The organism is Corynebacterium sp. KPL1824 (assembly GCF_000478095.1).
Classification (GTDB): Bacteria; Actinomycetota; Actinomycetes; order Mycobacteriales; family Mycobacteriaceae; genus Corynebacterium; species Corynebacterium accolens.
The window spans coordinates 845,518-872,044 of sequence record NZ_KI515750.1 but is presented as its reverse complement, the minus strand read 5'-3'; the positions used below and the strand labels follow the sequence as shown (position 1 = coordinate 872,044).

Here is a 26,527-nt window from a genome sequence, read left to right as displayed (position 1 = left end):
ACAATAGCGCGTGTGACGAAAAAATTCCGCACCGGCCCCCCGATGAGTGGAAAATCTACCGCCCGCGCAGCCGGTTTACCGCCTCGCGCCCGGCCTTTGGGCCCTCATCTTCGGGGATGGAGGACTGATCGATCGACGCCGCGGTATCGCCGATATCCAATGTGCCTGCATCTAGCGCAGAACGCTTGACTAGACCTAAGGCGATGGGGCCGAAATCGCAGTCATCCACGATGGTGCCGATGCGACCTACCTTACGTCCATTAAATGAAATGTCATCGCCCACATTCGGCCTCTCCGGCGCGGATCCGTCGAGGTGGAGGAGCACCAAAAGGCGGGGAGAGCGGCCCAGGTTTTCCACGCGCGCCACGGTTTCCTGGCCGCGGTAGCAGCCCTTATTTAGGTGCACGTGGGCGGGGTCAGCATCGCTGCGGCTAATCCACTGCGGAACCTCGTGCGGGATGGATTTCTTATCCAAGTCGGCGGCAAGCTCCGGCTCGCGGGCGCGCACGCGCTCGGCGGTAAAGGCCATGAGCCCCGCCAGCCGCGCGCCCTCTGCCTCTAGGGCGGCCATGGATTCCACCAACTTTTCGCGCGGAATGGCCAGGTCAACGCGCTTGATTCCCGGCCATTGCACCTCGCGGGAAAAAACCACGGTGGGTGGGGTAGGAATATCGGCCTCACCCAGCAATGTCACGATGGCGATATCGGCTTCCTCGACCGTGACCTCGGACCAGAAGACCATCTTGGTCAAAAAGTCCTGGGCGGATTCGAACTGCGCGGCGGGCAGATCGAGGTAGAAGTCCTCGCCCGCGCGGGTGATATCCATGTGGTGCAAAATGTGACCCTGGATATCTAGGTCGAGGGCGCCGGCGGAGAAGCCGGAGGGGGCATCGTCAAGTTTCTGCGTGAGCAGGTTATTAAGAAAACCCGGCGCATCCGCACCGCTGACGCGCAGCACGCGGCGCTGCGAGCGGTCGATGGCGATGGTCCCGGTCTCGGCCGCACGCTGTTCCCCGAGGGGATTGCCATAGTGCCAGGCCACACCTTGGGCATCGAGTACAGTCGCGTCCTGGTGCTCGGCGGCACCGGCGCGTTGAAGAAGTGGCGAAGAATAACTCACATCTACCGATGGTAGGGCATAATCGAGTCTATGAAACCCTCCCCGCGAAAAGAGCCGGTCATCTACGTCGTGGAACCCTTTGGTGGGTCGGTGCGCAAGCATTCGCCCTCCCTGCCGCTGGTTTATGCTGATGATGCCGCCGTGACCCGCGGCGATGGCATCTTTGAATCGCTTCTGGTCCGCGGCGGCAAGGCGGCTAACCTCGCCCGCCACGCCCAGCGCTTTCGCGATTCGGCGCGGGCGCTCGATTTGCCGGAACCGCCGATGCACAAGTGGGAGGAGGCGACCCGGCTGGCGATCGCGGATTATTGCGGTACCGATGCCGATCATCCCGATGCCAAATGCACCTGGACGTATACCCGCGGCCGGGCTTCGACCGGCGTGCCCACCGCGTGGGTGACGGTGCAGCCGCTTGGCGATGTCCCTCTTCACCAACGCACCACCGGCGTCACCGTCCTGACGAGCCCGCGCCTGTGGCACGTGGCCGAAGAGCTACCGGCCAAGACGCTGAACTACGCCGCGACGATGGCGATGCTGCGCATGGCCAAGGACAAGGGGTACGACGATCTCATCCTGACGGATCCAGATACCGGCGAAATCTTAGAGGGCGCTACCTCTACCGTGGTGGCGGTGCGGGGAAAGAAGCTGCGCACCGCCGTCGGCCGCGGTATTTTGCCCGGCACCACGCAGGCAGCGCTCTTTGACTATGCCCAGGACCGTGGCTACCGATGCAAGGCCAAGCCGTTGACCGTGGAGTACTTAGAAAAGTCCGACTCGGTGTGGCTGGTCTCTTCCGTGCGCGTGGCGGTGCGGGTGACCAAGCTGAATGAAAAAACGTTAAAAGCCCCGGATAACGAGGAAGAAATCCGGGGGCTTATCGATGCCGCGCTAGGGGCCTAGCCAGTCTTAGCCGGCTCTAGCCGGCGATGCGGGTGAGCTCGGCGGACATGTAGGGGCGCATTTCGCCATCGACCATGCGCTCATCTACCCAGCCCAGGTTGTTATTGGGCATGAGGCCGTACATGCGCTTGCCGGGGCCCAGGTTCTTCGGGCCGGTCTCGGTGACCATGGTGGAGGCGGATTCGAGCTGCCAAGCGCGCTCGTTGAAGGGCTCGCCGTAGAAGATTTCCACGATGCCGGTAGAAGAGGTGTAGGTGACCTCGATTTCATCCTTGGCGGAGATGCGCCAGAAACCGGTCTCGCGGGTAGACGGGCCCTGCGGCTTGCCTTCGGTATCGATCTTCCAGGTGCGCGAGCTAAAGGTCAGGTAATTCTCGCCGTCGTGGGCGACGACCAGCTGCTGGCCAAAGGTGTATTCGCTGCCATCGGTGTCGTGGGCCTGGCCCTCGCCCTGCCAGACGCCTACGAGGGGGAGGAGCCCCAGCAGGCCATCGTGTAGCGACGGGCCCTGGCGCAGGTTGGCGGTATCGGCGGGAACAGGGACATCGCCAAGCTCAATGGCGGGGATATTGTGGCTGGCCGCGTCCTTCCACTGCTCGGCGGCTTGGTTGACCGCGTCATTGCCATTGAGCGCGCCGGAGGTGTTTTCCGGGTGGGACGCGGCGGCGGTCTCGACGTTCGGGGTATTGGTGTTCTCGGTATTTTCGCTCATGGGCGTCCAGCCTAGTCGTGCCGGGGCCGCTTTAACTACTAGACTGGTCCGTTGTGCATGCGCTGATGATTTCCAATCCCAATTCGACCTCGCAATCCAACGGGCTCTTTCGCCAAATCGTGCCCGCCCTGCGGGCCGTAGAAGGCATGCACCTATTGGTCAAATTCACCCATTACCCCGGGCATGCAGAAGACATCGTTCGGGGGCTTACCAGGGATGATTATGATGTCATCATTGCCGTGGGCGGCGATGGCACCGTCAATGAGATTGTCAACGGCCTGCTGGGACCGGCCGATGAAGATATCCCCAGCCCAAACGAGGTGCCGGCGCTCGCCGTCATTCCCACCGGATCCGCGAACGTCTTCGTCCGCGCCCTCGGCTTTCCCAATACGCCGGTTGAGGCCACCCACGTTCTGGCCCGCATGCTCGAGCGCGATCTGCGCCGCACCATTTACCTGGGCACTTGGAACGAACGCTGGTTTGCCGTCAACGCCGGCTTTGGCATGGATGCGGACGTCCTCGCACGCGTGGACCGCGCCCGCGAACAAGGCTTTTCCGCCACGCCGCTGCGCTACTTGAACGTGGCCATTCGGGCCTGGCTACGCGCGCGCCGCAACCCGCCGCAGATTACGGTGCACGCGGAATCGCGCTTGGGGCAGACGCTCCATAAGAAGGACTTCCCGCTCCTGTTTACCTCTAATACCAACCCCTGGACCTTCTTGGGGCCCTTGCCGGTGGTGACCAACCCGCGCAATTCTTTCGATGAGGGCCTGGCCCTTTTCGGTCTGGAAAAACTCAGCGGTGTGCGTGGGGTCATCGGCCTGCTGCACCTCTTTGGCGCCGATAAGCACGGCTGGCTCAAGCGGCTGGTGAAGGAAAAGACCCTGGGCTTTGATGACGCCAAGCGCGTTGAGCTCGATTGCCACACTCCGCAGCGCTTCCAAGCCGATGGCGAATCCGAGGGGACCTTCCGCCACGTGACGCTGACCTCTGTGGCCGATGCCATCGAGGTCTACGCCCCGCAAGACAGGCGGCAGGTGGCCCAGCGCTCCGTGCAGGAAGTGCTGCGGGACTTTATTCGCCTCCGCTAGGATTCACCCTCTTTCGGTGCGGGGCCTACCTTATTGGCGGTATCGGCCGCCTTCTTTTCGGCCTCTTCCACGGCTCGTTGCTCAGATCCCTCGATTTCCAGCGGGGATAGCTGGGCCATCTGGACCTTGATATTGCGGCGCTGGACCTCAAAGTAAATGGTGCCGCCCTGCAGCCTTACCATGGTGGCCTGCGCCGGCAGCGGGAGCTCGCGTGTATCGAAGTTGAGGGAAAACGCCTCCTTGAGGCGCGGATCATCGGTTCCGTAGACCTCCATGCGGAACTCCGGGCCCACCAGGCGCAGTGTGACCATAGCGGTGGATTTTTCCTTATCGCCGGGCAGGGTGCCGGTAAGCTCCGCCTCGGCAGAAACGCCGCCGGAGGGAGAAATATCATCCGGGTTAGCAATGGAGAGATCGGTAATGCCCAAAAGGCGGCCTAACGCCACGCCGTCGAGGGAAATTCCGCGCGAATACGTGGATACGGGTGCGCCTTCAATATCGCCGCTTACTACCTGCTCAGGGGTGACGGTAATATCGCGCAGCACGGTCGAGGCATTGACCATGCCCAGCTTGGGAACCTCCACATCGAGCGCCTTGACCTGCAGATAAGGAATTTCCTTGGAGCCTGCCGCCAACAGGTACGGGGTGCCGCCGATATACACCTGGGGCGAGTTTTCCAGCCTGGAGTTCTCCTTAACCTCCTGGGCAATCTTGTGCTCAGAATGCATGGCCACGCAGGCATCGGCCACCCATGCGGCAATGACCACGCCCACCACGATGAGGACGTGCACAATGCGCCGGTCGACTTTGACTACACTCACGCCTTCAAATTTAGCCTACGTATTATGGGCACCATGAATATCACCGAAGAAAACCTCCCCGCCTCCCCAGAGCTGGCGGGCACCCTGGAAGAACTAGCAGCGCACGCTGAAAAGACCGACGGCATCGCCCCGCTGTCGGAGCAATTCCTCAATGGCCTGCGCGATGAGCGCCTGCACCACAAGCACTTGGTGGCTTGGCTGGATGGCGAGCCCATTGGCGTATCCAGCCGAGAGGATTCCACCGCAGAGCTTTTTATCGCCCCAGATTATCGCGGCAAGGGCTATGGCACCGCGCTTTACGATGCCACTGCTGCCGCCACCACCAATCTCGAGACCTGGGCGCATGGCAACGTCAAGCCAGCACAGGCCCTGGCCAGCTCCCGTGACCTAAACGTCACCCGCACCCTCGTGGTCATGGGCATCGATGGCAGCGATCTGGATAGCGCAGCACAAGTAGGCGAGCTGCCGTTGCAGGCCGGCAATTACAGCGAGGCGGTGGACAAGTGGGGCAAGGACACGGTGGAAAAGGAATGGCTGCGCGTTAATAATGAGGCCTTTAATTGGCACCCAGAGCAAGGCGGCTGGGATTTAGAGCGCCTACACCGTGGCATGGAAGCCGAATGGTTCGATCCTAAGGACGTTTTGTTTTTCTGGGACGAAAAAGAGCAGGGGCACCCGACCCTGGCTGGTTTCCACTGGACCAAGTGGCACGAGGAAGAAGATCCCGGCTTTGGTGAGGTCTACGTGGTGGGCCTTGCTGAGGCGTACCGCGGCCAAAAATTGGGCGGTCCATTGCTGCAGATTGGCCTGCGCCGCATGGTAGAAAAGGGAGCTCAGCGGGTTATTTTGTACGTGGAAGCGGATAATGAACCGGCGCTGAAGGCCTACAAGCGGCTGGGCTTTTCCGTTGATGAAGAGCACGTTGTCTGGGGCTAGTGCGATTAAGGTCATGTCAGCTTCTTGGCATGTTCATTAAGTGTTTACCTCACGTCACCCTGCTGGTTAATTCCGCCGGTTAGCTTTACTGATTGTGAGAAAGCCGCACCTGCGCGCCTGCACCCCGCTCCTGGAAAGCGGAGCTGGGATGTAGGTAGCTGCCGCCCGGCAGCACATCCCCTGTGACGGGGATGCGGTTTCCTCGGACAATCAATCTCTGATCTGCACCGGAAAGGGTTTTCCCGTGATTCGCAACTTCAAGCGCTCTGCCGCTATCTTCGGCCTTGTGGCCGCTACCTCTACCGCTCTCGTAGCGTGCTCTGAGGACACGTCCTCCTCCTCTGACTCCTCGGGCTCTTCCGACGGCAGCGGTGTCGCTGGCGAGCTTGTTGGTGAGGGCGCATCCTCCCAGCAGAACGCAATGTCCTACTTCGGTACCGTCTTCGCAGAGGACAACCCAGACGCTAACCTGTCCTATACCGCTTCCGGCTCCGGTAAGGGTGTTGAGGCATTCCTGAACGGTCAGGCAGACTTCGCTGGTTCTGACTCCCCGCTGAAGGAAGACGACGGCCAGATTGAGGCTGCCAAGGAGCGTTGTGATGGCAACGATGCATGGCACCTGCCTTCCACCATCGGCCCAGTTGCCATCGCTTATAACTTGGGCGACCAGGAGATCAACCTCTCCACCGATACCATTGCCAAGATATTCAAGGGCGAGATCAAGAAGTGGAATGACGAGGCCATTGCCGCTGATAACGAGGGCGCAGACCTGCCGGACACCGACATCCACGTCATCTTCCGTTCTGACGAGTCCGGTACCTCCGATAACTTCCAGAAGTTCCTGACCGCTTCCACCGGTAACTGGGACGGCGAAGGCAAGCAGTTCCCTGACTCCGTTGGTGAGGGCGCAAACGGCTCCTCCGGCGTTGCTGACCAGGTTGCAAACATCGAGGGTGCCATCACCTACGTTGAGGCCGGCTTCGCTGACCAGAAGGAAGCTGACGGCGTCAAGAAGGCCAAGATTGACTTTGGCAACGGCCCGGTTGAGCTGAATGACGATACCGTCAACAAGGCGCTGGAGAACCTGGAGTTCAAGGACACCGCTTCCGAGAACGACATGGTCGTTGACTCCAAGGCCCTCTTCGCTTCCGATGCAGAGGGTGCATACCCGCTCATCCTGACCACCTACAACATCGTCTGCTCCGCTGGCTACGATGACGAGACCGCTGAACTGGTCAAGACCTTCTTCAACGACGTTCTGGACCACCAGGATGACCAGTTGGCAGAGCAGGGCTTCATCCCAGTTAAGGGTGACCACCTTGACCGCCTGAAGAGCGCCGTTGACGCACTGCAGTAAGGCGTAAACTGCGCTTTACCTCGCGAAATAACGCTCCGCCCGCCCCCACTGCCGCCCTCGAGACGCGCTTTGGGGGCGCAGGCATGTAACGCATGACCCTTTGTTCCACTTTAAATAAGGATTAGTACGTCTCATGGCAGACAATAATCTCACCAAGGCATCGACCTCGGAGACCCTTCCCGTCTCTGGCGTTGAACAGCCTCATACCCGTGGCGATAACGAGAATGACTTGGCTACCTCTAGCTCCGGTAACTCCGTCAAGCGCCCCGGTGACCGCATTTTCGAATTCCTCTCCACGGCCTCTGCCACGCTGATTACCGTGATGATCGCGGCGATTGCTGCCTTCCTCATCTGGCGCGCCGTGCCGGCGCTCAGCGTGAACGAGAATGGCCTGCTGGGCTTTTTCACCCACGGTGAGCGGTGGGAGACCACCGATACCTCCGCGATGAAGTTCGGTATCCCGACCATGTTCGGCACCACCGTCCTCATCTCGGTCTTCGCCCTGATCTTGGCCATGCCAGTGGCGCTTGCGATTGCCATCTTCTTGTCCAACTACGCCCCGGCACGCCTGGTTAAGCCGCTGGGTTTCTTGGTGGACATGCTGGCCGCCGTGCCGTCCATCGTCTACGGCCTGTGGGGTTGGCAGGTCCTCGGTCCGGCCCTGTCCGGCTTCTACACCTGGTTGGAATCCTGGGCCGGCGGGTTCTTCCTGTTTACCCATTACGATAATTCGCCCGCCTTTGCTACCGGCCGCAACCTCTTTACCGGTGGCATCGTGCTCGCCGTGATGATCCTGCCGATTATCGCCGCCACCGCCCGCGAGGTCTTCGTGCAAACCCCTCCCGGCCAGATCGAGTCCGCCCTGGCACTGGGCGCTACGCGCTGGGAAGTCATCCGCATGACCGTCCTGCCCTTCGGTATGTCCGGCTACGTCGCCGGCTCCATGCTCGGCTTGGGCCGCGCTTTGGGTGAGACCATGGCGCTGTACATGGTGGTCTCGCCGCTGGTGGACTTCCGCTTCTCGCTTTTCGATGGCGGCACTACCTTCGCCACGGCCATCGCCCTCGCCGCTGCCGAGTTCGGTAACGAGACGCGCGCCGGTGCATATATCGCTGCCGGTTTGATGCTGTTCTTGCTGACGTTCGTGGTCAACGCCATTGCCCGCGCCATCGTGAAGAGCAAGTAAGGAAGGACAACAATGACTACTACGACAAATAACAAGCCTGCCTCCGCTGGTGGGGCAACCTTCCTGGAAATCTCCGGTTCCCGCAAGGCGGCCAATAGTATTGCCACCGTCGTTGTATGGGCCGCTATGGCCTTGGCGATGGTCCCTTTGATCTGGGTCCTCTGGGAGCTCATCTCGCGCGGTAGCGGCGTGATTTTCTCCGCTGACTGGTGGACGCTGTCCCAGCGCGGCGTGATGAATAGCGCCGAAGGCGGCGGTGCCGCCCACGCCATCGTCGGTACCTTTGTCCAGACCGCCCTAGCATCCATCTTATCCATCCCGATCGGCATCTTTACCGCCATCTACCTGGTGGAATACTCCAAGGGTGGCTGGCTCGGCCGCACCACAACCTTCATGGTGGACATCCTGTCGGGCGTGCCCTCCATCGTGGCGGCGCTGTTCATCTTCGCCATGTGGATTACGCTCTTTGGCTTTGGCCGCTCCGGCTTTGCCGTCGCCCTGTCCTTGGTCCTGTTGATGATTCCCATCGTGGTGCGCAATACCGAAGAGATGCTGCGCGTGGTTCCCATGGACCTGCGCGAGGCTTCCTATGCGCTCGGCGTGCCCAAGTGGAAAACCATCGCACGCATCGTGCTGCCAACCGCCCTGTCCGGCATTGTGACCGGCATCATGCTGGCCATTGCCCGCGTGATGGGTGAATCCTCCCCAGTGCTGGTCTTGGTTGGTTCCTCCTCGGTCATCAACTGGGACGCGTTTAAGGGCTCGCAGTCTTCGCTGCCGCTGATGATGCTTGATATGTACAAGGCCGGCGCGCAACCTGCCGTGCTGGATAAGCTGTGGGGCGCAGCGCTGACGCTGGTTATCCTCATCGCCATCCTCAATATTGCGGCGCGCGTAATTTCCGCGAAGTTCTCGGTCAAGAAATAGCCGCACTCGATTCCGCCACTTATACACCCCTTAAGAGGAGAAACCTCCACAATGTCTAAGCTCGAGCTCAATGACGTCGATATTTTCTACGGCGATTTTCACGCCGTACAGAACGTAAATATGCAGATCCCGGCGCAGGCCGTGACCGCCTTCATCGGCCCCTCCGGCTGCGGTAAGTCCACCGTGTTGCGCACCTTGAACCGCATGCACGAGGTCATCCCTGGCGCATCCGTCAAGGGCGAGATCCTGCTCGATGGCACCAATATCTACGGCCCCAAGGTGGACCCCGTATCCGTGCGCAATACCATCGGCATGGTCTTCCAGAAGGCCAACCCATTTCCCACCATGTCCATCGAGGACAACGTGGTTGCCGGCCTGAAGCTATCCGGTGAAAAGAATAAGAAGAAGCTCAAGGAAGTCGCCGAACAGTCCCTGCGCGGCGCCAACCTCTGGGACGAGGTCAAGGACCGCCTGGATAAGCCAGGCGGCGGCCTTTCTGGTGGTCAGCAGCAGCGCCTGTGTATCGCCCGCGCGATTGCCGTGGAGCCAGAAGTCCTGCTGATGGACGAGCCCTGCTCCGCACTGGACCCAATTTCTACCTTGGCCGTGGAGGATCTTATCCACGAGCTGAAGGAAAACTTCACCATCGTCATCGTGACCCACAACATGCAGCAGGCCGCCCGCGTGTCCGATAAGACCGGCTTCTTCTCCTTGGAAGCTACCGGTAAGCCGGGCCACCTGGTGGAATTCGATGAAACCACCCGCATCTTTGAGAACCCTTCCCAGAAGGAGACCGAAGACTACATTTCCGGCCGCTTCGGCTAATACGTAGCCCCTGATTGTCCGACAAGGGCGGTACCTCCAGCGCAGGGAGGTACCGCCCTTGTGGCAGTTTTAGGTCTATGGTCCTAGCGGCGGAATTGGCGTTCCAATTCGCTCATGCGGGCCTCGAACTCGGCGTCCTTTTGATCCTCTTGGAGTTTTCTTTCAAACTCTTCCGGCAATAGGCCGGTGGCGAAGTAAATGATGCGCCCAGCCACGGAAACGCAGTGATCGGCGTAGCGCTCGTAGTAGCGGGTAATCTGTGCCGTCTCTACGGCCTGGCGCACCGTCCCTTCCCATTCGCGCTGGGTGAGGATGCGCAGCAGGTGGTGGTTAATATCGTCCACGGCATCATCATCGGAACGCAGGTTAACGGAGAGCTCGGCATCCGGGGTGACCAAAATATCGTGCACCACCGAACCCATTTCCTGGGTCAGGCGGAACATTTCTTCCATGAACCCGAGGTATTCAGCGGGCACGACGGCCTCTGGGTGGCGGCGGCGCGCGGCATCGGCAATGTGCTGGGCTAGCTGTCCCATGCGGAAGAGGTCTTCGACGATGTAAATGGAAGATACCACCTGGCGCAGATCCTGGGCCATGGGATTTTCCAACGCCAGGAGCTTTACCGCGCGTTCGGAGCAGCGCGAGCGAATCTCATCGAGTTCTTCGGTGAGGCTAAGCGCTTGCTCCGCGGGTTCCAGGGCGCGATCGAGCAGCGCCTGGGAGGCCTTATCCATGATGGTGCGGACGGTATCGCACATGACGATGAGGTCGTGCGAGAAGTTGTCCAGATGCTCACGGTAGGCAGTACGCATGCAGGAAATGATAGCTCACAAACCGCGCAAATGCTTGCTGAGTCACACCAGTGTGGGTTTAGCCGCCGGAGTTGTAAATATCGGCGCCAACCGGAACGAATTCGTCCTCGGGGTCATCAAGCCAGCCATCGGGAAGCGCGACCTTGGAGGGCGAGCCCTGGCGCCCGCGCGCACCATCGGCATCGGCAGCCAAAGCATCAGAATCCGCCCAGGGCGCCAGCAATTCGCGCAGGCTCTCTAAGGAATCCACCTTGGCCAAGCCGGCGCGGACCTGCCCGCCGACGGGGAAGCCGCGCAGGTACCAGCCAATGTGCTTGCGGATGTCCCTGGATGCGTGATCCTCGCCCTCGTGCTGAGCGAGTAGCTCTGCGTGGCGGAGGATGACCTGGGTGACCTCGCCCAAGGTGGGCTCGGCGGGGATGGACTCGCCGCGCAGGGCAGCGCCCAGCTCCGCGAAGAGCCACGGCCGGCCCAGGCAACCGCGGCCGACCTGCACGCCATCGCAGCCCGTGGCCTCCATCATGCGGCGGGCATCATCGGCGCGGAAAATATCGCCGTTGCCCAATACCGGAACGCCGGTATCCGCCAGGTGCTCTTTGAGCCGGGCGATCTCATCCCACCGGGCATCGCCGGAATAGCGCTGCGCGGCCGTGCGCCCGTGCAAGGTCACGGCGGCGGCGCCGGAATCCACGGCGATGCGTCCGGCATCGAGGTGCGTGTGGTGCTCGTCGTCGATGCCCACGCGCATCTTCACCGTGACGGGGATATTCGTGCCCTCGGTGGCCTTGACGGCAGCAGAGACGATATTGCCAAACAGGCGGCGCTTATAGGGCAGAGCAGAGCCGCCGCCACGCCTGGTCACCTTGGGGACGGGGCAACCGAAATTCATGTCGATATGATCGGCCAAGTTCTCATCCACGATGATCTTGGCGGCCTTATAGGTGTATTCCGGGTCCACCGTATAAATCTGCAGGGAACGCGGATCTTCATCCGGGGCAAAGGTGGTCATGTGCATGGTTTTCTCGTTGCGCTCCACCAGGGCGCGGGCGGTGACCATCTCGCAGACATACAAGCCCGATACCGTCCCGGTGCGGGCCAGCTCCTGCTCCCGGCACAACGTGCGGAAGGCAACGTTGGTTACCCCCGCCATGGGGGCGAGGATGACGGGGGAGGAGAGGTCATACTTTCCAATGCGCAAATTCACGCCCTAATTGTGCTCGTTAACGGCGGAATTTAGCAACTAACAGCAAGGTGGTGGTTGCCGAGGATTCCCATGATTGGGGTGAAGATCACACAATGATGGTGGCAAAAACGTTAATTTTCGCTACTGTGGTCTGTGTAACTAAATTGGGTTGGCCGTAACCCCGGTCTACTCGCAGATAAAGGAGGATGACAGTTGTCCGATAGAATCGCATACGCCCCGTTTGAGAAGCTCGTAGTTTCTGCAGAGGAGGCTGCGAAGCACGTCAACAATGGTGACCGCGTAGGCATCTCCGGCTTCACCGGCGCCGGTTACCCTAAGGGTCTGCCTACCGCCATTGCAGATAAGGCGAAGGCGCTGCATGACAAGGGCGAAGAGTTCAAGATTGACCTCTTCTCCGGTGCTTCTACCGCCCCGGACTGCGACGGTGTTTTGGCAGAGGCGGAAGCCATTAACTTCCGCTCCCCGTACAACTCTGACCCACTGCTGCGTAAGCAGTTCAACGATGGCACCGCGCTCTACCAGGACATTCACCTGTCCCATCTGGGCCAGCAGGTAGAAGAGGGCTTCTACGGTGACTTCCAGGTAGCCATCATCGAGGCCGTACGCATTACCGAGGAAGGCCATATCGTGCCCTCCTCCGCAGTGGGCAATAACCTCGAGTTCGTCGAGGCTGCAGACAAGATCATCATCGAGATCAACGAGTGGCAGTCCGAGAACCTCGAGGGCATGCACGACATCTACCGCATCGACAAGCTGCCTAACCGCCAGCCCATCCCGATTAACAAGCCGGGCGACCGCATCGGTACCACCTACATGGAGATCCCAGAGGAGAAGGTCGTTGCAGTTGTTAAGACCAACTCCCCAGACCGCAACGCTCCATTCCGCGAGCCGGACGAGACCTCTGAGAAGATCGCCGCTAACTTCATCGAGTTCCTGGAGGGCGAGGTAGCCGCAGGCCGCCTTGAGTACGACAAGTTCATCATGCAGTCCGGCGTGGGTAACGTGCCGAACGCCGTGATGGCAGGCCTGTTGGACTCCAAGTTCGAAAACATCCAGGCATACACCGAGGTCATCCAGGACGGCATGCTGGACCTTATCGATGCCGGCAAGATGACCGTGGCTTCTGCAACCTCCTTCGCATTGTCGCCAGAGTACGCAGAAAAGATGAACGCGGAGGCAGACCGCTACCGCAACCACATCATCCTGCGCCCGCAGCAGATTTCCAACCACCCTGAAGTCATCCGCCGCGTCGGCCTGATTTCTTCCAACGGCATGATCGAGGGAGATATCTACGGCAACATCAACTCCACCAACGTGTCCGGTTCCCGCATCATGAACGGCACCGGTGGCTCTGGTGACTTCACCCGTAACGCGTACATCTCCACCTTCGTGTCCCCGTCCATCGCGAAGGATGGCGCCATCTCCGCTCTGGTTCCGTTTGTATCCCACACGGACCACACCGAGCACGACACCATGGTCATCATCACCGAATACGGTGTGGCTGACCTGCGTGGCCTGGCTCCAAAGCAGCGCGTAGAGAAGATTATCGCCGTGGCTCACCCGGACTACCGTCCGCTGTTGGAGGAGTACTACGAGCGTGCGAAGGAAAACAAGTTCCAGCACACCCCGCACGACCTGAAGTCCGCCTTCGACTTCCAGGTTAACTTCATGGAAAAGGGTGACATGCGCGGTTAATCTCCACCGCCATGGCAAAGGAGGGCCTCCCGGTTGGGAAGCCCTCCTTTTGCTGTGTGTGGATACTCTCAGGCGAGGGGTGAATTAGGAGATCTAAAAGTCAACACGCTAATATAGAGTGACGTTGGGCCTTTAGCTCAGTTGGTAGAGCTACGGACTTTTAATCCGCAGGTCGTGGGTTCGATCCCCACAGGGCCCACATCAGGAGCCGCCTTCGGGCGGCTCCTTTTCTAGTTTTTCACGAGCTTCTTAATGGCGTGCATAGCCTCCGCTAGCTTCTCCTTAGCCACCTCGCCGTCCTCGGCCGCCGCACCGGCCACGCAGTGCTCTATATGGTCCTCTAAGAGCGCCAGAGAGACGTTCTCTAGTGCGGAGGTCACCGCGTAGATTTGGGTGATGATATCGATGCAGTACTGGTCCTCATCGACCATGCGGTGAATCCCGCGCGCCTGGCCTTCGATGCGTTTCAGGCGCGCCAGATAACGCGCTTTGCTCTTGCTATCGGCGTTGTATCCGTGTACATCCGGCTCGTGGCAGGAACAAGTTTTCTGCTGCTCAGACATGGTAAAAATTCCTTCTGGGGGAGCGATTTTGTTTCTTGGTGATGTCTCCAGTATATTTCTAGAAGTCGCCAAGAAGCGACTGGCCCCCATCGTCTAGCGGCCTAGGACACTGCCCTTTCACGGCAGCGGCACGGGTTCGAATCCCGTTGGGGGTACCAACACTTTCGTGTTGGTTCTAAATAATTTCTCATTTGGCCTTGTGGCGCAGTTGGTTAGCGCGCCGCCCTGTCACGGCGGAGGTCGCGGGTTCAAGTCCCGTCAAGGTCGCATTCTGAACAGTACACGCTTCGGCGGGTGCTGTTCTTTTTTGGTTTTAGGCCGCTGTGTGGTGGTGTCACCTTGATGCAGGGGCATCGGCAAGCGCGGGAAAACCGCCTTTGTAGTGCTGATTTGTGTTGTTTCGAGGCGTCTGTGTAAAGTAACTACCCGTGCCCAAGGGGCACACAAAACTGAAAATGGCCTTGTGGCGCAGTTGGTTAGCGCGCCGCCCTGTCACGGCGGAGGTCGCGGGTTCAAGTCCCGTCAAGGTCGCGGAAACCTTCGGGTTTCTGGCCAGATAGCTCAGTCGGTAGAGCACACGCCTGAAAAGTGTGGGGTCGCCAGTTCGATCCTGGCTCTGGCCACAACTATGGTCCCTTCTTATTATCAAGGAGGGGCCATTTTTGGTTTAATGGGGGACATGGAAAAAGCAATTTCTCATCAGTCCGATTTGTCCCGTTTCGTGCTCACCGTTGATGGTGTGGAGGCAGGAATCTGCGAGTACGTAGATTCCGGTGATACCCGCGAATTTAATCACACGGTCATCGGGGATGACTTCCGCGGCCAGGGCTTGTCCTCGCCGTTGATTAAGGCGGCCCTCGATGAAACCCGGGAGGCCGGCATGAAGGTCATCGCCACCTGTTCCGCAGTGGCGCACTTTATGGACAAGAACTCCGAATACCAGGATCTGCTGCGCGGTTAAGCACAGCAAAAAGCGGCCCACATAAGCCTGTAGGCCGCTTTTAGTCTATTTAGATGTAGTAGTCCGGATCCACGAGTTTGACCCGCTCATGCCTATTTGAAGGCCGGTTTTGGGCGGGGATGCCCACGGCGATGTGGTCGGCCGGGACGTCTTTCGTCACCACGGCATTGGCGCCGATGGCGGAACCAGCCCCGATGGTGATGGGGCCTAAGACCTTGGCGCCTGCGCCGATGGTGACGTTATCTTCCACCGTGGGGTGGCGCTTGGTCTGGGTGAGCACCTGACCGCCGAGCGTCACGCCGTGGTAGAGCATGACGCCATCGCCAATTTCCGCGGTTTCGCCGATGACAATGCCCATCCCGTGGTCGATAAAGAAGCGGCGCCCGATGGTGGCGCCTGGGTGGATCTCAATGCCGGTAAAAAAGCGGTTAATTTGGGCCAGGATGCGCGCAGGGCCCCGCAGGCCGCGCTTCCATAGCCAGTGGGAGACGCGGTGAGACCAGATGGCGTGCAGGCCGGAATAGACGATCGCATTTTCAACGTCGCCGCGGGCGGCAGGGTCGTGGTCGCGGGCATTGGCTAAATCTTCGCGGATATATTTAATAATGCTCATGGGGATTATAGTACTGGTCACAAAAAGGCACCCGCCAAGCTTGACGGGTGCCTTTTATTCACGGACTAGGTGGCGGGGCTAATTATGCCTCGCGGATGTCCTCAAAAAGAACGGTGGAAACGTAGCGCTCACCAAAGTCCGGCAGGACAACGACGATGGTCTTGCCCTCGAACTCAGGGCGCTCGGCCAGCTTCAGTGCGGCGGAGAGGTTTGCGCCGGCGGAAATACCAACCAGCAGGCCTTCCTCGGTGGCAAGAGCGCGGGAAAGCTTGATGGACTCCTCGAGGGAGGCGGTCAGTACCTCATCCAGCTGCTCGCGGTTGAGCACGTCCGGCACGAAGTTGGCACCCAGGCCCTGGATCTTGTGCGGGCCTGCCTGGCCTTCAGACAGGACAGGGGAGTCAGCCGGCTCAACGGCTGCGAGGTAGACGTCTGGGTTCTTGGACTTCAGGTAGCGGCCTGCACCGGTGATGGTGCCGCCGGTGCCGACGCCAGCGACGAAGGCATCGACATTGCCCTCGGCGTCTTCCCAGATCTCCGGGCCGGTGGTGGCCTCGTGGATCTTGGGGTTGGCCTCGTTAGCGAACTGGGAAGCCAGGATGGCGTTGCCGCGCTCGGCGACGACCTCGTTGGCCTTGTCAACCGCACCCTGCATGCCGGCGGCGCCGGGGGTCAGGATGATTTCTGCACCGTATGCGCGCAGCAGCACCTTGCGCTCATTGGACATGGTCTCTGGCATGGTGAGGACGACGTCATAGCCCAAGGTTGCGCCGGCCAGTGCCAGGGCAATGCCGGTGTTACCGGAGGTAGCCTCAACGATGGTGCCGCCCGGCTTCAGGTCGCCGGACTCCTCGGCGGCCTTGATGATGGCCAGACCGATGCGGTCCTTCACGGAGTTACCAGGGTTAAAGGACTCTACCTTGGCCAGCACGGTGGCGCCCTTGCCCTCTGCTAGGCGGTTGATGCGGATGAGCGGGGTACCGCCGATGGTCTCCAGGACATTGTTATAAATAGCCATTTATTAAGACTCCTTTGGGAATCAGATTCGCGGTCAAATCAGGTACAAGCGTAAGGATACACTATTTAAGTAGACAGAGTGGTATATTTATTGCAGACAGCCTATTCGGGCATGGAATGTGGGATTCACCGCTGGGGAAACAAAGAGGCGATTTCGAATTACCCCCACTTGCTGTCTATAATTCCACGTAGTTACCCGCTGGTCCCCAAGTTTTCGGGGATATCGGGTGCACCTGCTTGGTTACCCCCGACGAGGAAAGAGTCTCATGGAGTCGCATCGCCTCAAAGATGATGAAGAATCCGTACGCGCGGCACTGTCGTCCCTCAAAACCGCCACCGGAATCCCGGTGACGATGTACGCGACATTATTGGCGGATAACCGCCTGCAAATTACCCAGTGGGTGGGCCTGCGTACGCCGGCGCTGCAGAATCTGCTTATCGATGCCGGCGTGGGCGTCGGCGGGCGCGTGATTACCACCCGCCGCGCGGTGGGCGTATCGGACTACACGCGGGCTACCACCATTTCCCACGAGAACGACAGCGTCATTCAAGACGAAGGCCTGCACTCGATCGTGGCCGTGCCCGTTACTGTGCAGCGTGAAATCCGCGGAGTGCTCTACGTTGGCGTGCACTCCCCGGTGCGCTTGGGAGATAAGGTCATCGAGGAAGTAACGATGACGGCCCGGACCCTGGAGCAAGACCTTGCGGTCAATTCCGCGATGCGCCGCGCCGATGGCGGAAAGGGAGGCGCTTCCCGCGGTCACGCCATGAACGGTGCGGAATGGGAACAGGTTCGTTCCACCCACTCCAAGCTGCGCATGCTAGCCAACCGCGTCGAGGACGAGGAATTGCGCAAGGAACTTGAGGCACTCTGCGATCAGATGGTTTCTCCCGTGCGCGTGAAGCAATCGACCAAGCTGTCCGCCCGCGAGCTCGATGTCCTTTCCTGCGTGGCGCTCGGCCACACCAACGTCGAAGCGGCAGAAGAAATGGGAATTGGCGCCGAAACCGTGAAATCCTACTTGCGCTCCGTGATGCGCAAGTTGGGGGCGCATACTCGCTACGAAGCCGTCAATGCAGCCCGCCGGATCGGCGCGTTGCCCTGATTACCGGTAGCGTAGAAACCTGTGAAAGATCAGTTTATTGTTTCCGGCGGTGCCCGCCTTGCAGGTACCGTCAAAGTAGATGGCGCCAAAAACAGCGTCCTTAAGCTCATGGCCGCCGCATTGTTGGCGGAGGGGACGACGACGCTGACCAATTGCCCAGAGATTCTGGACGTACCTTTGATGAAGAAGGTGCTCGAAGGTTTGGGCTGCGAGGTGACAATCGATGGCAGCACCGTTCGCATCACCACCCCCGCGAAGCCGCAATCGAACGCGGACTTTGATGCGGTTCGCCAATTCAGGGCATCGGTATGCGTCCTAGGCCCACTGACCTCGCGCTGCGGGCATGCCAAGGTAGCGCTGCCCGGCGGTGACGCCATTGGCTCCCGCCCGCTCGATATGCACCAGACCGGCTTGGAAAAGCTCGGCGCCACCACCCGCATTGAACACGGCGCCGTGGTGGCTGAGGCCTCCGAGCTTCGCGGCTCCACCATCCGCTTGGACTTTCCTTCCGTTGGTGCGACGGAAAACATCTTGACCGCCGCAGTCTTGGCCGAAGGCACCACCGTTCTCCACAATGCCGCCCGCGAGCCGGAGATCGTGGACCTGTGCGAGATGTTGAAATCCATGGGTGCCAATATCGAGGGCGAGGGCACCTCTGAGGTCACCATCCACGGAGTCGAGCGGCTCAATCCCACGGAGCACGAGGTCATCGGTGACCGCATCGTGGCCGGCACTTGGGCTTATGCCGCCGCCATGACGCAAGGCGATATCACCGTCGGCGGCATTGCCCCGCGCCACCTGCACCTTCCGCTGGAAAAGCTGAAGTCCGCCGGTGCGGATATTGAAACCTATGAAAACGGCTTCCGCGTGCGCATGGAAAAGCGCCCCACCGCGGTGGATTACCAGACGTTGCCTTTCCCAGGCTTTCCGACGGACCTCCAACCCATGGCCATCGGCATTTCCGCCATCGCCGAAGGAACCACCGTGATCACGGAGAACGTCTTTGAATCCCGGTTCCGCTTCGTTGACGAGATGCTGCGCCTGGGTGCCGATGCCCAAGTAGATGGCCACCACGTGGTGGTGCGCGGTAAGGAACATCTTTCTTCTACGCACGTGTGGAGCTCCGATATTCGCGCCGGAGCCGGCCTGGTCCTCTCCGCGCTGTGCGCAGACGAAGCCACGACCGTTCACGATGTCTTCCATATTGACCGCGGCTATCCCCACTTTGTGGAGAACCTTTCGCGGCTTGGAGCCACCATCGAAAGGACGCAGGAAGAAGAACTCTTCTAAATTAACCTCTCCCCAGTACGCATTTTTACGGTGTGTGCTGGGGATTTGTGCGTTTTTCGGGGTTGGGTGTAACTTTATCGAAGTCGCCGAGAGGTAGCCGGTTGGTTACTTGTTTGTGACTTTGTGTACTGACTTGGCTCGAGGATTTGACTTGGTTCAGGTTGTTGGGTAAGTTGGTAAGAGCCGCCGCTGAGAGGTTAACGTTTGGTTAATTTTCTTGTGGTGTGTGGATGTTGTTTGAGAACTCAATAGTGTGCCAATGTACTTATTTTTTATTTTTGTGTGCATGGTTGTGTGTTGATTGGTCTGTTGGCCGGCGAACCTAGTGTGGTTTGTTGGTTGGTGTGTGCCGGTAAGGTGTTGGAATACGCATCTTTTTGAATACTGTTTAGTGTTTCGGCTGCATTGATGGATTGGTTGGCATGTGATTGTGTTCAACTTTTTGTCTCCCTTTTTTGTGCCCCGTCGGGTTGGGGAGGCAGTGATTTTTTCTTTGTAGTAATTTTTGGACGCCAGCATGAGCCCTTTTGTGGGTTTGTGGTGGTTTGTTCTTTTGGTTAGGTTTGGGCTTTTCACGGCCTATTTTGGAATTTTTGTTCTGAAATTTTCTTTTTGTGGAGAGTTTGATCCTGGCTCAGGACGAACGCTGGCGGCGTGCTTAACACATGCAAGTCGAACGGAAAGGCCCTGCTTGCAGGGTACTCGAGTGGCGAACGGGTGAGTAACACGTGGGTGATCTGCCCTGCACTTCGGGATAAGCTTGGGAAACTGGGTCTAATACCGGATAGGAGCCATCTTTAGTGTGGTGGTTGGAAAGTTTTTTCGGTGTAGGATGAGCTCGCGGCCTATCAGCTTGTTGGTGGGGTAATGGCCTACCAAGGCGGCGACGGGTAGCCGGCCTGAGAGGGTGTACGGCCACATTGGGACTGAGATACGGCCCAGACTCCTACGGGAGGCAGCAGTGGGGAATATTGCACAATGGGCGCAAGCCTGATGCAGCGACGCCGCGTGGGGGATGAAGGCCTTCGGGTTGTAAACTCCTTTCGCTAGGGACGAAGCTTTTTGTGACGGTACCTAGATAAGAAGCACCGGCTAACTACGTGCCAGCAGCCGCGGTAATACGTAGGGTGCGAGCGTTGTCCGGAATTACTGGGCGTAAAGGGCTCGTAGGTGGTTTGTCGCGTCGTCTGTGAAATTCTGGGGCTTAACTCCGGGCGTGCAGGCGATACGGGCATAACTTGAGTGCTGTAGGGGTAACTGGAATTCCTGGTGTAGCGGTGAAATGCGCAGATATCAGGAGGAACACCGATGGCGAAGGCAGGTTACTGGGCAGTTACTGACGCTGAGGAGCGAAAGCATGGGTAGCGAACAGGATTAGATACCCTGGTAGTCCATGCCGTAAACGGTGGGCGCTAGGTGTGAGGGTCTTTCTACGACTTTCGTGCCGTAGCTAACGCATTAAGCGCCCCGCCTGGGGAGTACGGCCGCAAGGCTAAAACTCAAAGGAATTGACGGGGGCCCGCACAAGCGGCGGAGCATGTGGATTAATTCGATGCAACGCGAAGAACCTTACCTGGGCTTGACATACATCAGATCGCTCCAGAGATGTAGCTTCCCTTTGTGGTTGGTGTACAGGTGGTGCATGGTTGTCGTCAGCTCGTGTCGTGAGATGTTGGGTTAAGTCCCGCAACGAGCGCAACCCTTGTCTTATGTTGCCAGCATTTGGTTGGGGACTCATGAGAGACTGCCGGGGTTAACTCGGAGGAAGGTGGGGATGACGTCAAATCATCATGCCCCTTATGTCCAGGGCTTCACACATGCTACAATGGTCGGTACAACGCGCTGCGACACTGTGAGGTGGAGCGAATCGCTGAAAGCCGGCCTTAGTTCGGATTGGGGTCTGCAACTCGACCCCATGAAGTCGGAGTCGCTAGTAATCGCAGATCAGCAATGCTGCGGTGAATACGTTCCCGGGCCTTGTACACACCGCCCGTCACGTCATGAAAGTTGGTAACACCCGAAGCCGGTGGCCTAAACGTGTTAGGGAGCCGTCGAAGGTGGGATCGGCGATTGGGACGAAGTCGTAACAAGGTACCCGTACCGGAAGGTGCGGGTGGATCACCTCCTTTCTAAGGAGCTTTTATTTTGGCTGCAGTTGCAGCCAATGGCCCACAGTTGTGGGTTGCCCACTGTTGTTTGATGGTGGGTTGGTGGTTGAGTGGGCGAGTGTTCTGCTGCCACCGAATATGGAAATTCCGGGTAGGACATACACCTTAATCAGCAGGGTCTAAGTGTTGAGACAGTGCTTTGTGACATGCGTAAAAGTGTCCATGCATACAGGAAGTAAAGTTGATTGGTAAGTCGTTGGTGCATTGTTGGGTGTCTGGGGCATTATCCCCTTTTGTGTGTGCCTGACTGGTTGATGAGCATCGTTTGTTGTGGTGGTGTTTGTTGCTGGTTGGGGTGTTGTGTGAGAACTGTATAGTGGACGCGAGCATCTCACATGATGCCGCCTGCTTTTGTGGGTGGTGTCTTGTGTGTGTGATGTGATTTTTCTTTTTGTTTATTTTGTCAAGTTCACTTGTTGCTGCCACATGCTGGCTGCATGGCTTCGTGTTGTGTGGTTTGTGTGTGGTGGTTGGTGTGTTCGTTATTTAGGGCGCATGGTGGATGCCTTGGCATGCTGAGCCGATGAAGGACGTGTAAGGCTGCGTTAAGCCTCGGGGAGTTGTCAATAAAGCGTTGATCCGAGGATGTCCGAATGGGGAAACCTGGCCCTGGTTATGTGGGGTTACCCTTCAGTGAATTCATAGCTGTTGTGGGGGTTACGCGGGGAAGTGAAACATCTCAGTACCCGTAGGAGGAGAAAATAATAATGATTCTGCTAGTAGTGGCGAACGAACGTGGATGAGGCTAAACCGTGTGCATGTGATACCTGGTAGGGGTTGTGTGTGCGGTGTTGTGGGGCCTGATTTTGTGTCATCTACCAGTGGCACGCCCTGTGCATTGTTGTTAGGTGAAGTGGTTTGGAATGATCTGCCGGAGTAGGTGAGAGTCCTGTAGCTGAAGATGATGATGTGGGGGTTGTTGGGTTCCCGAGTAGCAACGGGCTCGTGGAATCTGTTGTGAATCTGCCGGGACCACCCGGTAAGCCTAAATACTCAGTGTGACCGATAGTGGATAGTACCGTGAGGGAATGGTGAAAAGTACCCCGGGAGGGGAGTGAAATAGTTCCTGAAACCATGTGCTTACAATCCGTCAGAGCACCTGTTTGTGTGTGATGGCGTGCCTTTTGAAGAATGAGCCTGCGAGTCAGCGGCATGTCGCGAGGTTAACCCGTGTGGGGTAGCCGTAGGGAAACCGAATCCTAATGGGGTGATAAGTGGCATGTCCTGGACCCGAAGCGGGGTGATCTACCCATGGCCAGTGTGAAGCAGCTGTAAGAGGTTGTGGAGGCGCGAACCCACGTAGGTTGAAAACTGCGGGGATGAGCTGTGGGTAGGGGTGAAAGGCCAATCAAACTCCGTGATAGCTGGTTCTCCCCGAAATGCATTTAGGTGCAGCGTCGCATTTAGCTTGGTGGAGGTAGAGCGACTGGTTGGTTGAGCGGGACTACAATCTTAGCAATGTCAGCCAAACTCCGAATGCCATCAATTGTGTTGTGCGGCAGTGAGACTGTGGGGGATAAGCTTCATAGTCGAGAGGGAAACAGCCCAGATCGCCGGTTAAGGCCCCTAAGGGTGTACTAAGTGGAAAAGGATGTGGGATCGCGAAGACAGCCAGGAGGTTGGCTTAGAAGCAGCCATCCTTGAAAGAGTGCGTAATAGCTCACTGGTCGAGTGGTTCTGCGCCGACAATGTAGTGGGGCTCAAGTACACCGCCGAAGCCGCGGCAAGCAACATTTTTTTGTTGTTTGGGTAGGGGAGCGTCGTGCATGGGTGGAAGCGTTACCGTGAGGAGGCGTGGACTGTGTGCGAGTGAGAATGCAGGCATGAGTAACGAATTGTAAGGTGAGAATCCTTACCGCCGGATGACTAAGGGTTCCTGGGTCAAGTTCGTCTTCCCAGGGTGAGTCGGGACCTAAGGCGAGGCCGACAGGCGTAGTCGATGGATAACCAGTTGATATTCTGGTACCCGTACATGTGCGCCCATGATAAAGCACGGATACTAACCACTGCGGATACGCTACCTTTTCACTTTTTGAGTGTTGGTGGTGTTGATGTCGTGGGGCCTGATGTGTGGTTCAAGTGATGGGGTGACGCAGTGAGGTAGCCGCGCCACTTAGTGGATTGGTGGTGTAAGCGTGTAGGCCGTGTGGTAGGTAAATCCGCCACACATTGTGGTTGAGGCGTGATGCGTAGACCCATTGGGGTTGATGGTGGTGATCCTGTACTGTCGAGAAAAGCCTCTAGCGAGTGTGTGTATGGCCCGTACCCTAAACCGACACAGGTGGTCAGGTTGAAGATACTAAGGCGTTCGGGTGAACTGTGGTTAAGGAATTCGGCAAAATGCCCCCGTAACTTCGGGAGAAGGGGGGCCCTGTGACGTGAAGACCCTGTGCGGTTGGAGTGTTGTGGGGTCGCAGAGAATAGAGGGAAGCGACTGTTTATCAAAAACACAGGTCCATGCGAAGACGTTAAGTTGATGTATATGGACTGACGCCTGCCCGGTGCTGGAAGGTTAAGAGGACCGGTTAGTAACCTTTGTGGTTGCGAAGCTGAGAATTTAAGCCCCAGTAAACGGCGGTGGTAACTATAACCATCCTAAGGTAGCGAAATTCCTTGTCGGGTAAGTTCCGACCTGCACGAATGGCGTAACGACTTCTCTGCTGTCTCGACCACAGGCCCGGTGAAATTGCATTACGAGTAAAGATGCTCGTTACGCGCGGCAGGACGAAAAGACCCCGGGACCTTCACTATAGCTTGGTATTGGTGTTTGGTTCGGTTTGTGTAGGATAGGTGGGAGACTGTGAAACCGTCACGCTAGTGGTGGTGGAGTCGTTGTTGAAATACCACTCTGATCGGATTGAGCATCTAACCTTGGCCCATGATCTGGGTTGGGGACAGTGCCTGGTGGGTAGTTTAACTGGGGCGGTTGCCTCCCAAAATGTAACGGAGGCGCCCAAAGGTTCCCTCAGCCTGGTTGGCAATCAGGTGGTGAGTGTAAGTGCACAAGGGAGCTTGACTGTGAGACAGACATGTCGAGCAGGGACGAAAGTCGGGACTAGTGATCCGGCACCTACTTGTGGATGTGGTGTCGCTCAACGGATAAAAGGTACCCCGGGGATAACAGGCTGATCTTCCCCAAGAGTCCATATCGACGGGATGGTTTGGCACCTCGATGTCGGCTCGTCGCATCCTGGGGCTGGAGTAGGTCCCAAGGGTTGGGCTGTTCGCCCATTAAAGCGGCACGCGAGCTGGGTTCAGAACGTCGTGAGACAGTTCGGTCTCTATCCGCCGCGCGCGTTGAAACTTGAAGAAGGCTGTCCCTAGTACGAGAGGACCGGGACGGACGTACCTCTAGTGTGCCAGTTATCCCGCCAGGGGTATCGCTGGTTGGCTACGTACGGAAGGGATAACCGCTGAAAGCATCTAAGCGGGAAGCCTGTTTTAAGATGAGGTTTCTTTTGAGGTCCCCTAAAGACTATGGGGTAGATAGGCCAGACTTGGAAGCACTGTAAGGTGTGAAGGCTACTGGTACTAATTGACCAAAACAAACACACCACAACAAACCCAAACACCACGTGTGGGGATGATTGTTGGGTGAACTTGTGAAGCGAGTAAACAAACAAAAATACACATTATCGTGTGTGTCGCGTCCACTATGCAGTATCTGACACAACACCCACACGCACATGTGGTGGGTAGTGTTCTGATAGGTTTGTCGGTGGTTCATAGCTACAGGGAAACGCCCGGTCCCATTCCGAACCCGGAAGCTAAGCCTGTACGCGCTGATGGTACTGCAACCGGGAGGTTGTGGGAGAGTAAGTCACCGCCGACACCAAACAACAAAACAACAAAATAGTGTTTATACGGTAGTCCCCGAAAGACCACCATCCCGAATAATTGTGGGTGGTTGGTGTTTCGGGGACTACTTGGTGTTTTACCCCCGCTTGTATTTGCGACGTGTACTCTGTCGAGCTGGGGGAATGTGTGGTAGGTGTCGTGGTTTTACCCCCTACTGTCAGGTGTGGTGGGTAGTCTGATGCCGTGTTAGACGAAAACACATTCGACTTAATCGGTTTACTATTCCCGGGGGGATACGACCACGATGACAAGTAGCACACCACCACCTACCACCAGGCATGAGCTAGTAGGCGAGGCCATGACGGGCAATGACCGTGCAGCCGGCGAGCCACTGGACTACAACACCAACACTGATCCTGATACCAACACTGATCCTGATTACGACTCTGATGGTGAGGCTGAGGGGGAGGTACCGGTAGTCTTTTATGCCACCAACACACCCGGTAACCCTATTGCCGCAGCTGGCGCAGCCGCCCGGAAAAACTCCTGGTTTTTCTACCAGTCACTGTTGCCAGACCTCGACGACGACGTGGATTTAACGTTGACCAGCTTGGCTAAAGACCTAGGCCTAACCCACAGCACCCTGTCGGGGATTATCAGGGCACACTTCCGCATGCAAGAACTACCGCTAGTGGCAGCCACGAATTCTGAGCAGTGGATCCTGGATACACCACGCCTGCGGGTTATCGACAGGGAAATAGAACGCGTAGGCGACAACCGCGACCACATAGGCCTGGTCGATGCTGCCCTAGCAGATTTTCTCACCCCGACAGCACCGTGCCAGCATGTGCCCACCGTGGCGGATATCCGCCGGTTTATCCGCGACTTCATCGACACCCACAATCTCACAGACGAAGACACCGACGAGGTCGAGCCCACCCTTAACGTGTCAGTGCATAACAACCGCGCCACTATCAGTCTGACGTGTGATAAAGCTACGGCCGCTATTATCGCCCGCCACATCGATTCCCAAGCCGACAATAATCAGTGTGGTGCCGGTGAGGCGCTTATCCAACTCATCCTGGATGACACGCATACGGGCCTGACCCCCGGAAAGTAGACACGACGGGGGTTAGCTATGCTGCTTGGGTCAGTGTAGCTGATGTGAGTGCTTCGAAGTCATCGGGGGCTAGAAGGTTGCACCAGGAATGCCGTCTGCGGGTGTTGTAGCGCATGCACCATCGAAAGACTTCCTGCCGGCAGATAATGGGATTATCAAAGACTTTCCGATCACGCAGAACTTCACGCTTTAAGGTGGCGTTAAATGACTCTGCCAGGGCATTATTGAAGCGTCCTGGGTTTAGTTCCTACCTCAGCTAAGGAAGGATTGAACTATGCCTAGAAAGTATTCCGTCGAGTTCAAGG

At 58.0% G+C, this 26,527-nt stretch carries 20 protein-coding genes, 5 tRNA genes, 3 rRNA genes and 1 pseudogene; 20 read left to right on the top strand and 9 right to left on the bottom strand.

Annotated features, from left to right (window positions below; all coding sequences use genetic code 11):
• Positions 1-55 precede the first annotated feature (55 nt).
• Positions 56-1,120 (bottom strand): folate-binding protein YgfZ, encoded by a 1,065-nt coding sequence (locus HMPREF1267_RS10380; RefSeq protein WP_023017916.1) that lies wholly within the window; start codon positions 1,118-1,120, stop codon positions 56-58.
• Positions 1,121-1,150: 30 nt separating this feature from the next.
• Here HMPREF1267_RS10380 and HMPREF1267_RS10375 point away from each other — a divergent pair, with 30 nt between their 5' ends.
• Complete coding sequence (locus HMPREF1267_RS10375) at positions 1,151-2,020, top strand: aminodeoxychorismate lyase (protein WP_023017915.1); 870 nt, start codon at positions 1,151-1,153, stop codon at positions 2,018-2,020.
• 16 nt (positions 2,021-2,036) lie between these two features.
• Here HMPREF1267_RS10375 and HMPREF1267_RS10370 read toward each other — a convergent pair whose 3' ends face one another.
• Positions 2,037-2,732: an FABP family protein gene (locus tag HMPREF1267_RS10370; protein WP_023017914.1), complete on the bottom strand. Its 696-nt coding sequence runs from the start codon at positions 2,730-2,732 to the stop codon at positions 2,037-2,039.
• Positions 2,733-2,785: 53 nt separating this feature from the next.
• On the opposite strand from HMPREF1267_RS10370, the gene HMPREF1267_RS10365 reads away from it, so the two are divergent.
• Positions 2,786-3,823, top strand: coding sequence for a diacylglycerol kinase family protein (locus HMPREF1267_RS10365; protein ID WP_156905115.1), 1,038 nt, complete (start codon positions 2,786-2,788; stop codon positions 3,821-3,823).
• Here HMPREF1267_RS10365 and HMPREF1267_RS10360 read toward each other — a convergent pair.
• The gene (locus tag HMPREF1267_RS10360) at positions 3,820-4,644 is read right to left on the bottom strand and encodes a DUF2993 domain-containing protein (protein WP_023017912.1); all 825 of its coding nucleotides are present in this window, start codon (positions 4,642-4,644) and stop codon (positions 3,820-3,822) included. The genes HMPREF1267_RS10365 and HMPREF1267_RS10360 overlap by 4 nt on opposite strands.
• 33 nt (positions 4,645-4,677) lie before the next feature.
• Here HMPREF1267_RS10360 and mshD point away from each other — a divergent pair, with 33 nt between their 5' ends.
• From mshD to pstB, 5 genes are all read left to right on the top strand, one after another.
• Positions 4,678-5,580 (top strand): mycothiol synthase, encoded by a 903-nt coding sequence (mshD, locus tag HMPREF1267_RS10355; RefSeq protein WP_034654550.1) that lies wholly within the window; start codon positions 4,678-4,680, stop codon positions 5,578-5,580.
• Positions 5,581-5,824: 244 nt separating this feature from the next.
• Entirely contained in the window at positions 5,825-6,937 is a 1,113-nt protein-coding gene (gene pstS / locus HMPREF1267_RS10350; protein WP_023029198.1) for a phosphate ABC transporter substrate-binding protein PstS, read from the top strand.
• 133 nt (positions 6,938-7,070) lie between these two features.
• A complete protein-coding gene (gene pstC / locus HMPREF1267_RS10345; protein WP_023029197.1) occupies positions 7,071-8,123 on the top strand; it encodes a phosphate ABC transporter permease subunit PstC in 1,053 nt (350 codons plus the stop codon).
• Positions 8,124-8,135: 12 nt separating this feature from the next.
• On the top strand, positions 8,136-9,050 hold the full coding sequence (gene pstA, locus HMPREF1267_RS10340; protein ID WP_005279624.1) for a phosphate ABC transporter permease PstA: 915 nt from the start codon (positions 8,136-8,138) through the stop codon (positions 9,048-9,050).
• Positions 9,051-9,101: 51 nt separating this feature from the next.
• Entirely contained in the window at positions 9,102-9,875 is a 774-nt protein-coding gene (pstB, locus tag HMPREF1267_RS10335) for a phosphate ABC transporter ATP-binding protein PstB (protein WP_005279626.1), read from the top strand.
• Positions 9,876-9,958: 83 nt separating this feature from the next.
• On the opposite strand, the gene phoU is transcribed toward pstB, so the two are convergent.
• Together phoU and dusB are read right to left on the bottom strand one after the other, a co-directional pair.
• Positions 9,959-10,687 (bottom strand): phosphate signaling complex protein PhoU, encoded by a 729-nt coding sequence (gene phoU / locus HMPREF1267_RS10330; protein WP_023029196.1) that lies wholly within the window; start codon positions 10,685-10,687, stop codon positions 9,959-9,961.
• A gap of 58 nt (positions 10,688-10,745) precedes the next feature.
• Positions 10,746-11,891 (bottom strand): tRNA dihydrouridine synthase DusB, encoded by a 1,146-nt coding sequence (gene dusB / locus HMPREF1267_RS10325; RefSeq protein ID WP_023029195.1) that lies wholly within the window; start codon positions 11,889-11,891, stop codon positions 10,746-10,748.
• 192 nt (positions 11,892-12,083) lie between these two features.
• Here dusB and HMPREF1267_RS10320 point away from each other — a divergent pair, with 192 nt between their 5' ends.
• Entirely contained in the window at positions 12,084-13,586 is a 1,503-nt protein-coding gene (locus HMPREF1267_RS10320; RefSeq protein ID WP_005284616.1) for an acetyl-CoA hydrolase/transferase family protein, read from the top strand.
• A 126-nt stretch (positions 13,587-13,712) separates the two neighbouring features.
• Positions 13,713-13,785: transfer RNA gene (locus HMPREF1267_RS10315), tRNA-Lys, on the top strand.
• 31 nt (positions 13,786-13,816) lie between these two features.
• On the opposite strand, the gene HMPREF1267_RS10310 is transcribed toward HMPREF1267_RS10315, so the two are convergent.
• Positions 13,817-14,149 (bottom strand): metal-sensitive transcriptional regulator, encoded by a 333-nt coding sequence (locus HMPREF1267_RS10310; protein ID WP_023029194.1) that lies wholly within the window; start codon positions 14,147-14,149, stop codon positions 13,817-13,819.
• Between the two features lie 82 nt (positions 14,150-14,231).
• Here HMPREF1267_RS10310 and HMPREF1267_RS10305 point away from each other — a divergent pair.
• The 5 genes from HMPREF1267_RS10305 (at position 14,232) to HMPREF1267_RS10285 (ending at position 15,110) form a co-directional block, all read left to right on the top strand.
• A tRNA-Glu gene (locus HMPREF1267_RS10305) sits at positions 14,232-14,307 on the top strand.
• Positions 14,308-14,342: 35 nt separating this feature from the next.
• Positions 14,343-14,416 (top strand) — tRNA-Asp (locus HMPREF1267_RS10300).
• 190 nt (positions 14,417-14,606) lie between these two features.
• Positions 14,607-14,680: transfer RNA gene (locus tag HMPREF1267_RS10295), tRNA-Asp, on the top strand.
• A 19-nt stretch (positions 14,681-14,699) separates the two neighbouring features.
• Positions 14,700-14,772: transfer RNA gene (locus tag HMPREF1267_RS10290), tRNA-Phe, on the top strand.
• 56 nt (positions 14,773-14,828) lie between these two features.
• Entirely contained in the window at positions 14,829-15,110 is a 282-nt protein-coding gene (locus HMPREF1267_RS10285; RefSeq protein ID WP_167530828.1) for a GNAT family N-acetyltransferase, read from the top strand.
• A 49-nt stretch (positions 15,111-15,159) separates the two neighbouring features.
• On the opposite strand, the gene epsC is transcribed toward HMPREF1267_RS10285, so the two are convergent.
• Both epsC and cysK read right to left on the bottom strand, forming a co-directional pair.
• Entirely contained in the window at positions 15,160-15,723 is a 564-nt protein-coding gene (epsC, locus tag HMPREF1267_RS10280; RefSeq protein ID WP_005279637.1) for a serine O-acetyltransferase EpsC, read from the bottom strand.
• Positions 15,724-15,805: 82 nt separating this feature from the next.
• On the bottom strand, positions 15,806-16,741 hold the full coding sequence (cysK, locus tag HMPREF1267_RS10275) for a cysteine synthase A (protein ID WP_005284610.1): 936 nt from the start codon (positions 16,739-16,741) through the stop codon (positions 15,806-15,808).
• A gap of 265 nt (positions 16,742-17,006) precedes the next feature.
• On the opposite strand from cysK, the gene ramA reads away from it, so the two are divergent.
• The 6 genes from ramA to HMPREF1267_RS12375 all read left to right on the top strand — a co-directional run bounded on the left by ramA (position 17,007) and on the right by HMPREF1267_RS12375 (position 26,222).
• Positions 17,007-17,846: an acetate metabolism transcriptional regulator RamA gene (gene ramA, locus HMPREF1267_RS10270; protein ID WP_005279642.1), complete on the top strand. Its 840-nt coding sequence runs from the start codon at positions 17,007-17,009 to the stop codon at positions 17,844-17,846.
• Between the two features lie 21 nt (positions 17,847-17,867).
• Positions 17,868-19,136 (top strand): UDP-N-acetylglucosamine 1-carboxyvinyltransferase, encoded by a 1,269-nt coding sequence (gene murA / locus HMPREF1267_RS10265; protein ID WP_005279643.1) that lies wholly within the window; start codon positions 17,868-17,870, stop codon positions 19,134-19,136.
• Positions 19,137-19,747: 611 nt separating this feature from the next.
• Positions 19,748-21,265, top strand: a 16S ribosomal RNA gene (locus HMPREF1267_RS10260).
• Between the two features lie 514 nt (positions 21,266-21,779).
• Positions 21,780-24,858 (top strand): 23S ribosomal RNA (locus HMPREF1267_RS10255).
• A 160-nt stretch (positions 24,859-25,018) separates the two neighbouring features.
• Positions 25,019-25,136, top strand: a 5S ribosomal RNA gene (rrf, locus tag HMPREF1267_RS10250).
• Together the 16S, 23S and 5S rRNA genes form the textbook arrangement of a ribosomal RNA operon.
• 324 nt (positions 25,137-25,460) lie before the next feature.
• Entirely contained in the window at positions 25,461-26,222 is a 762-nt protein-coding gene (locus HMPREF1267_RS12375; protein WP_023029193.1) for a hypothetical protein, read from the top strand.
• Between the two features lie 16 nt (positions 26,223-26,238).
• Here the strand turns inward: HMPREF1267_RS12375 and HMPREF1267_RS13415 are convergent.
• Positions 26,239-26,448 (bottom strand): annotated as a pseudogene (locus HMPREF1267_RS13415) (integrase core domain-containing protein); the annotation flags it as partial.
• Positions 26,449-26,527 lie beyond the last annotated feature (79 nt).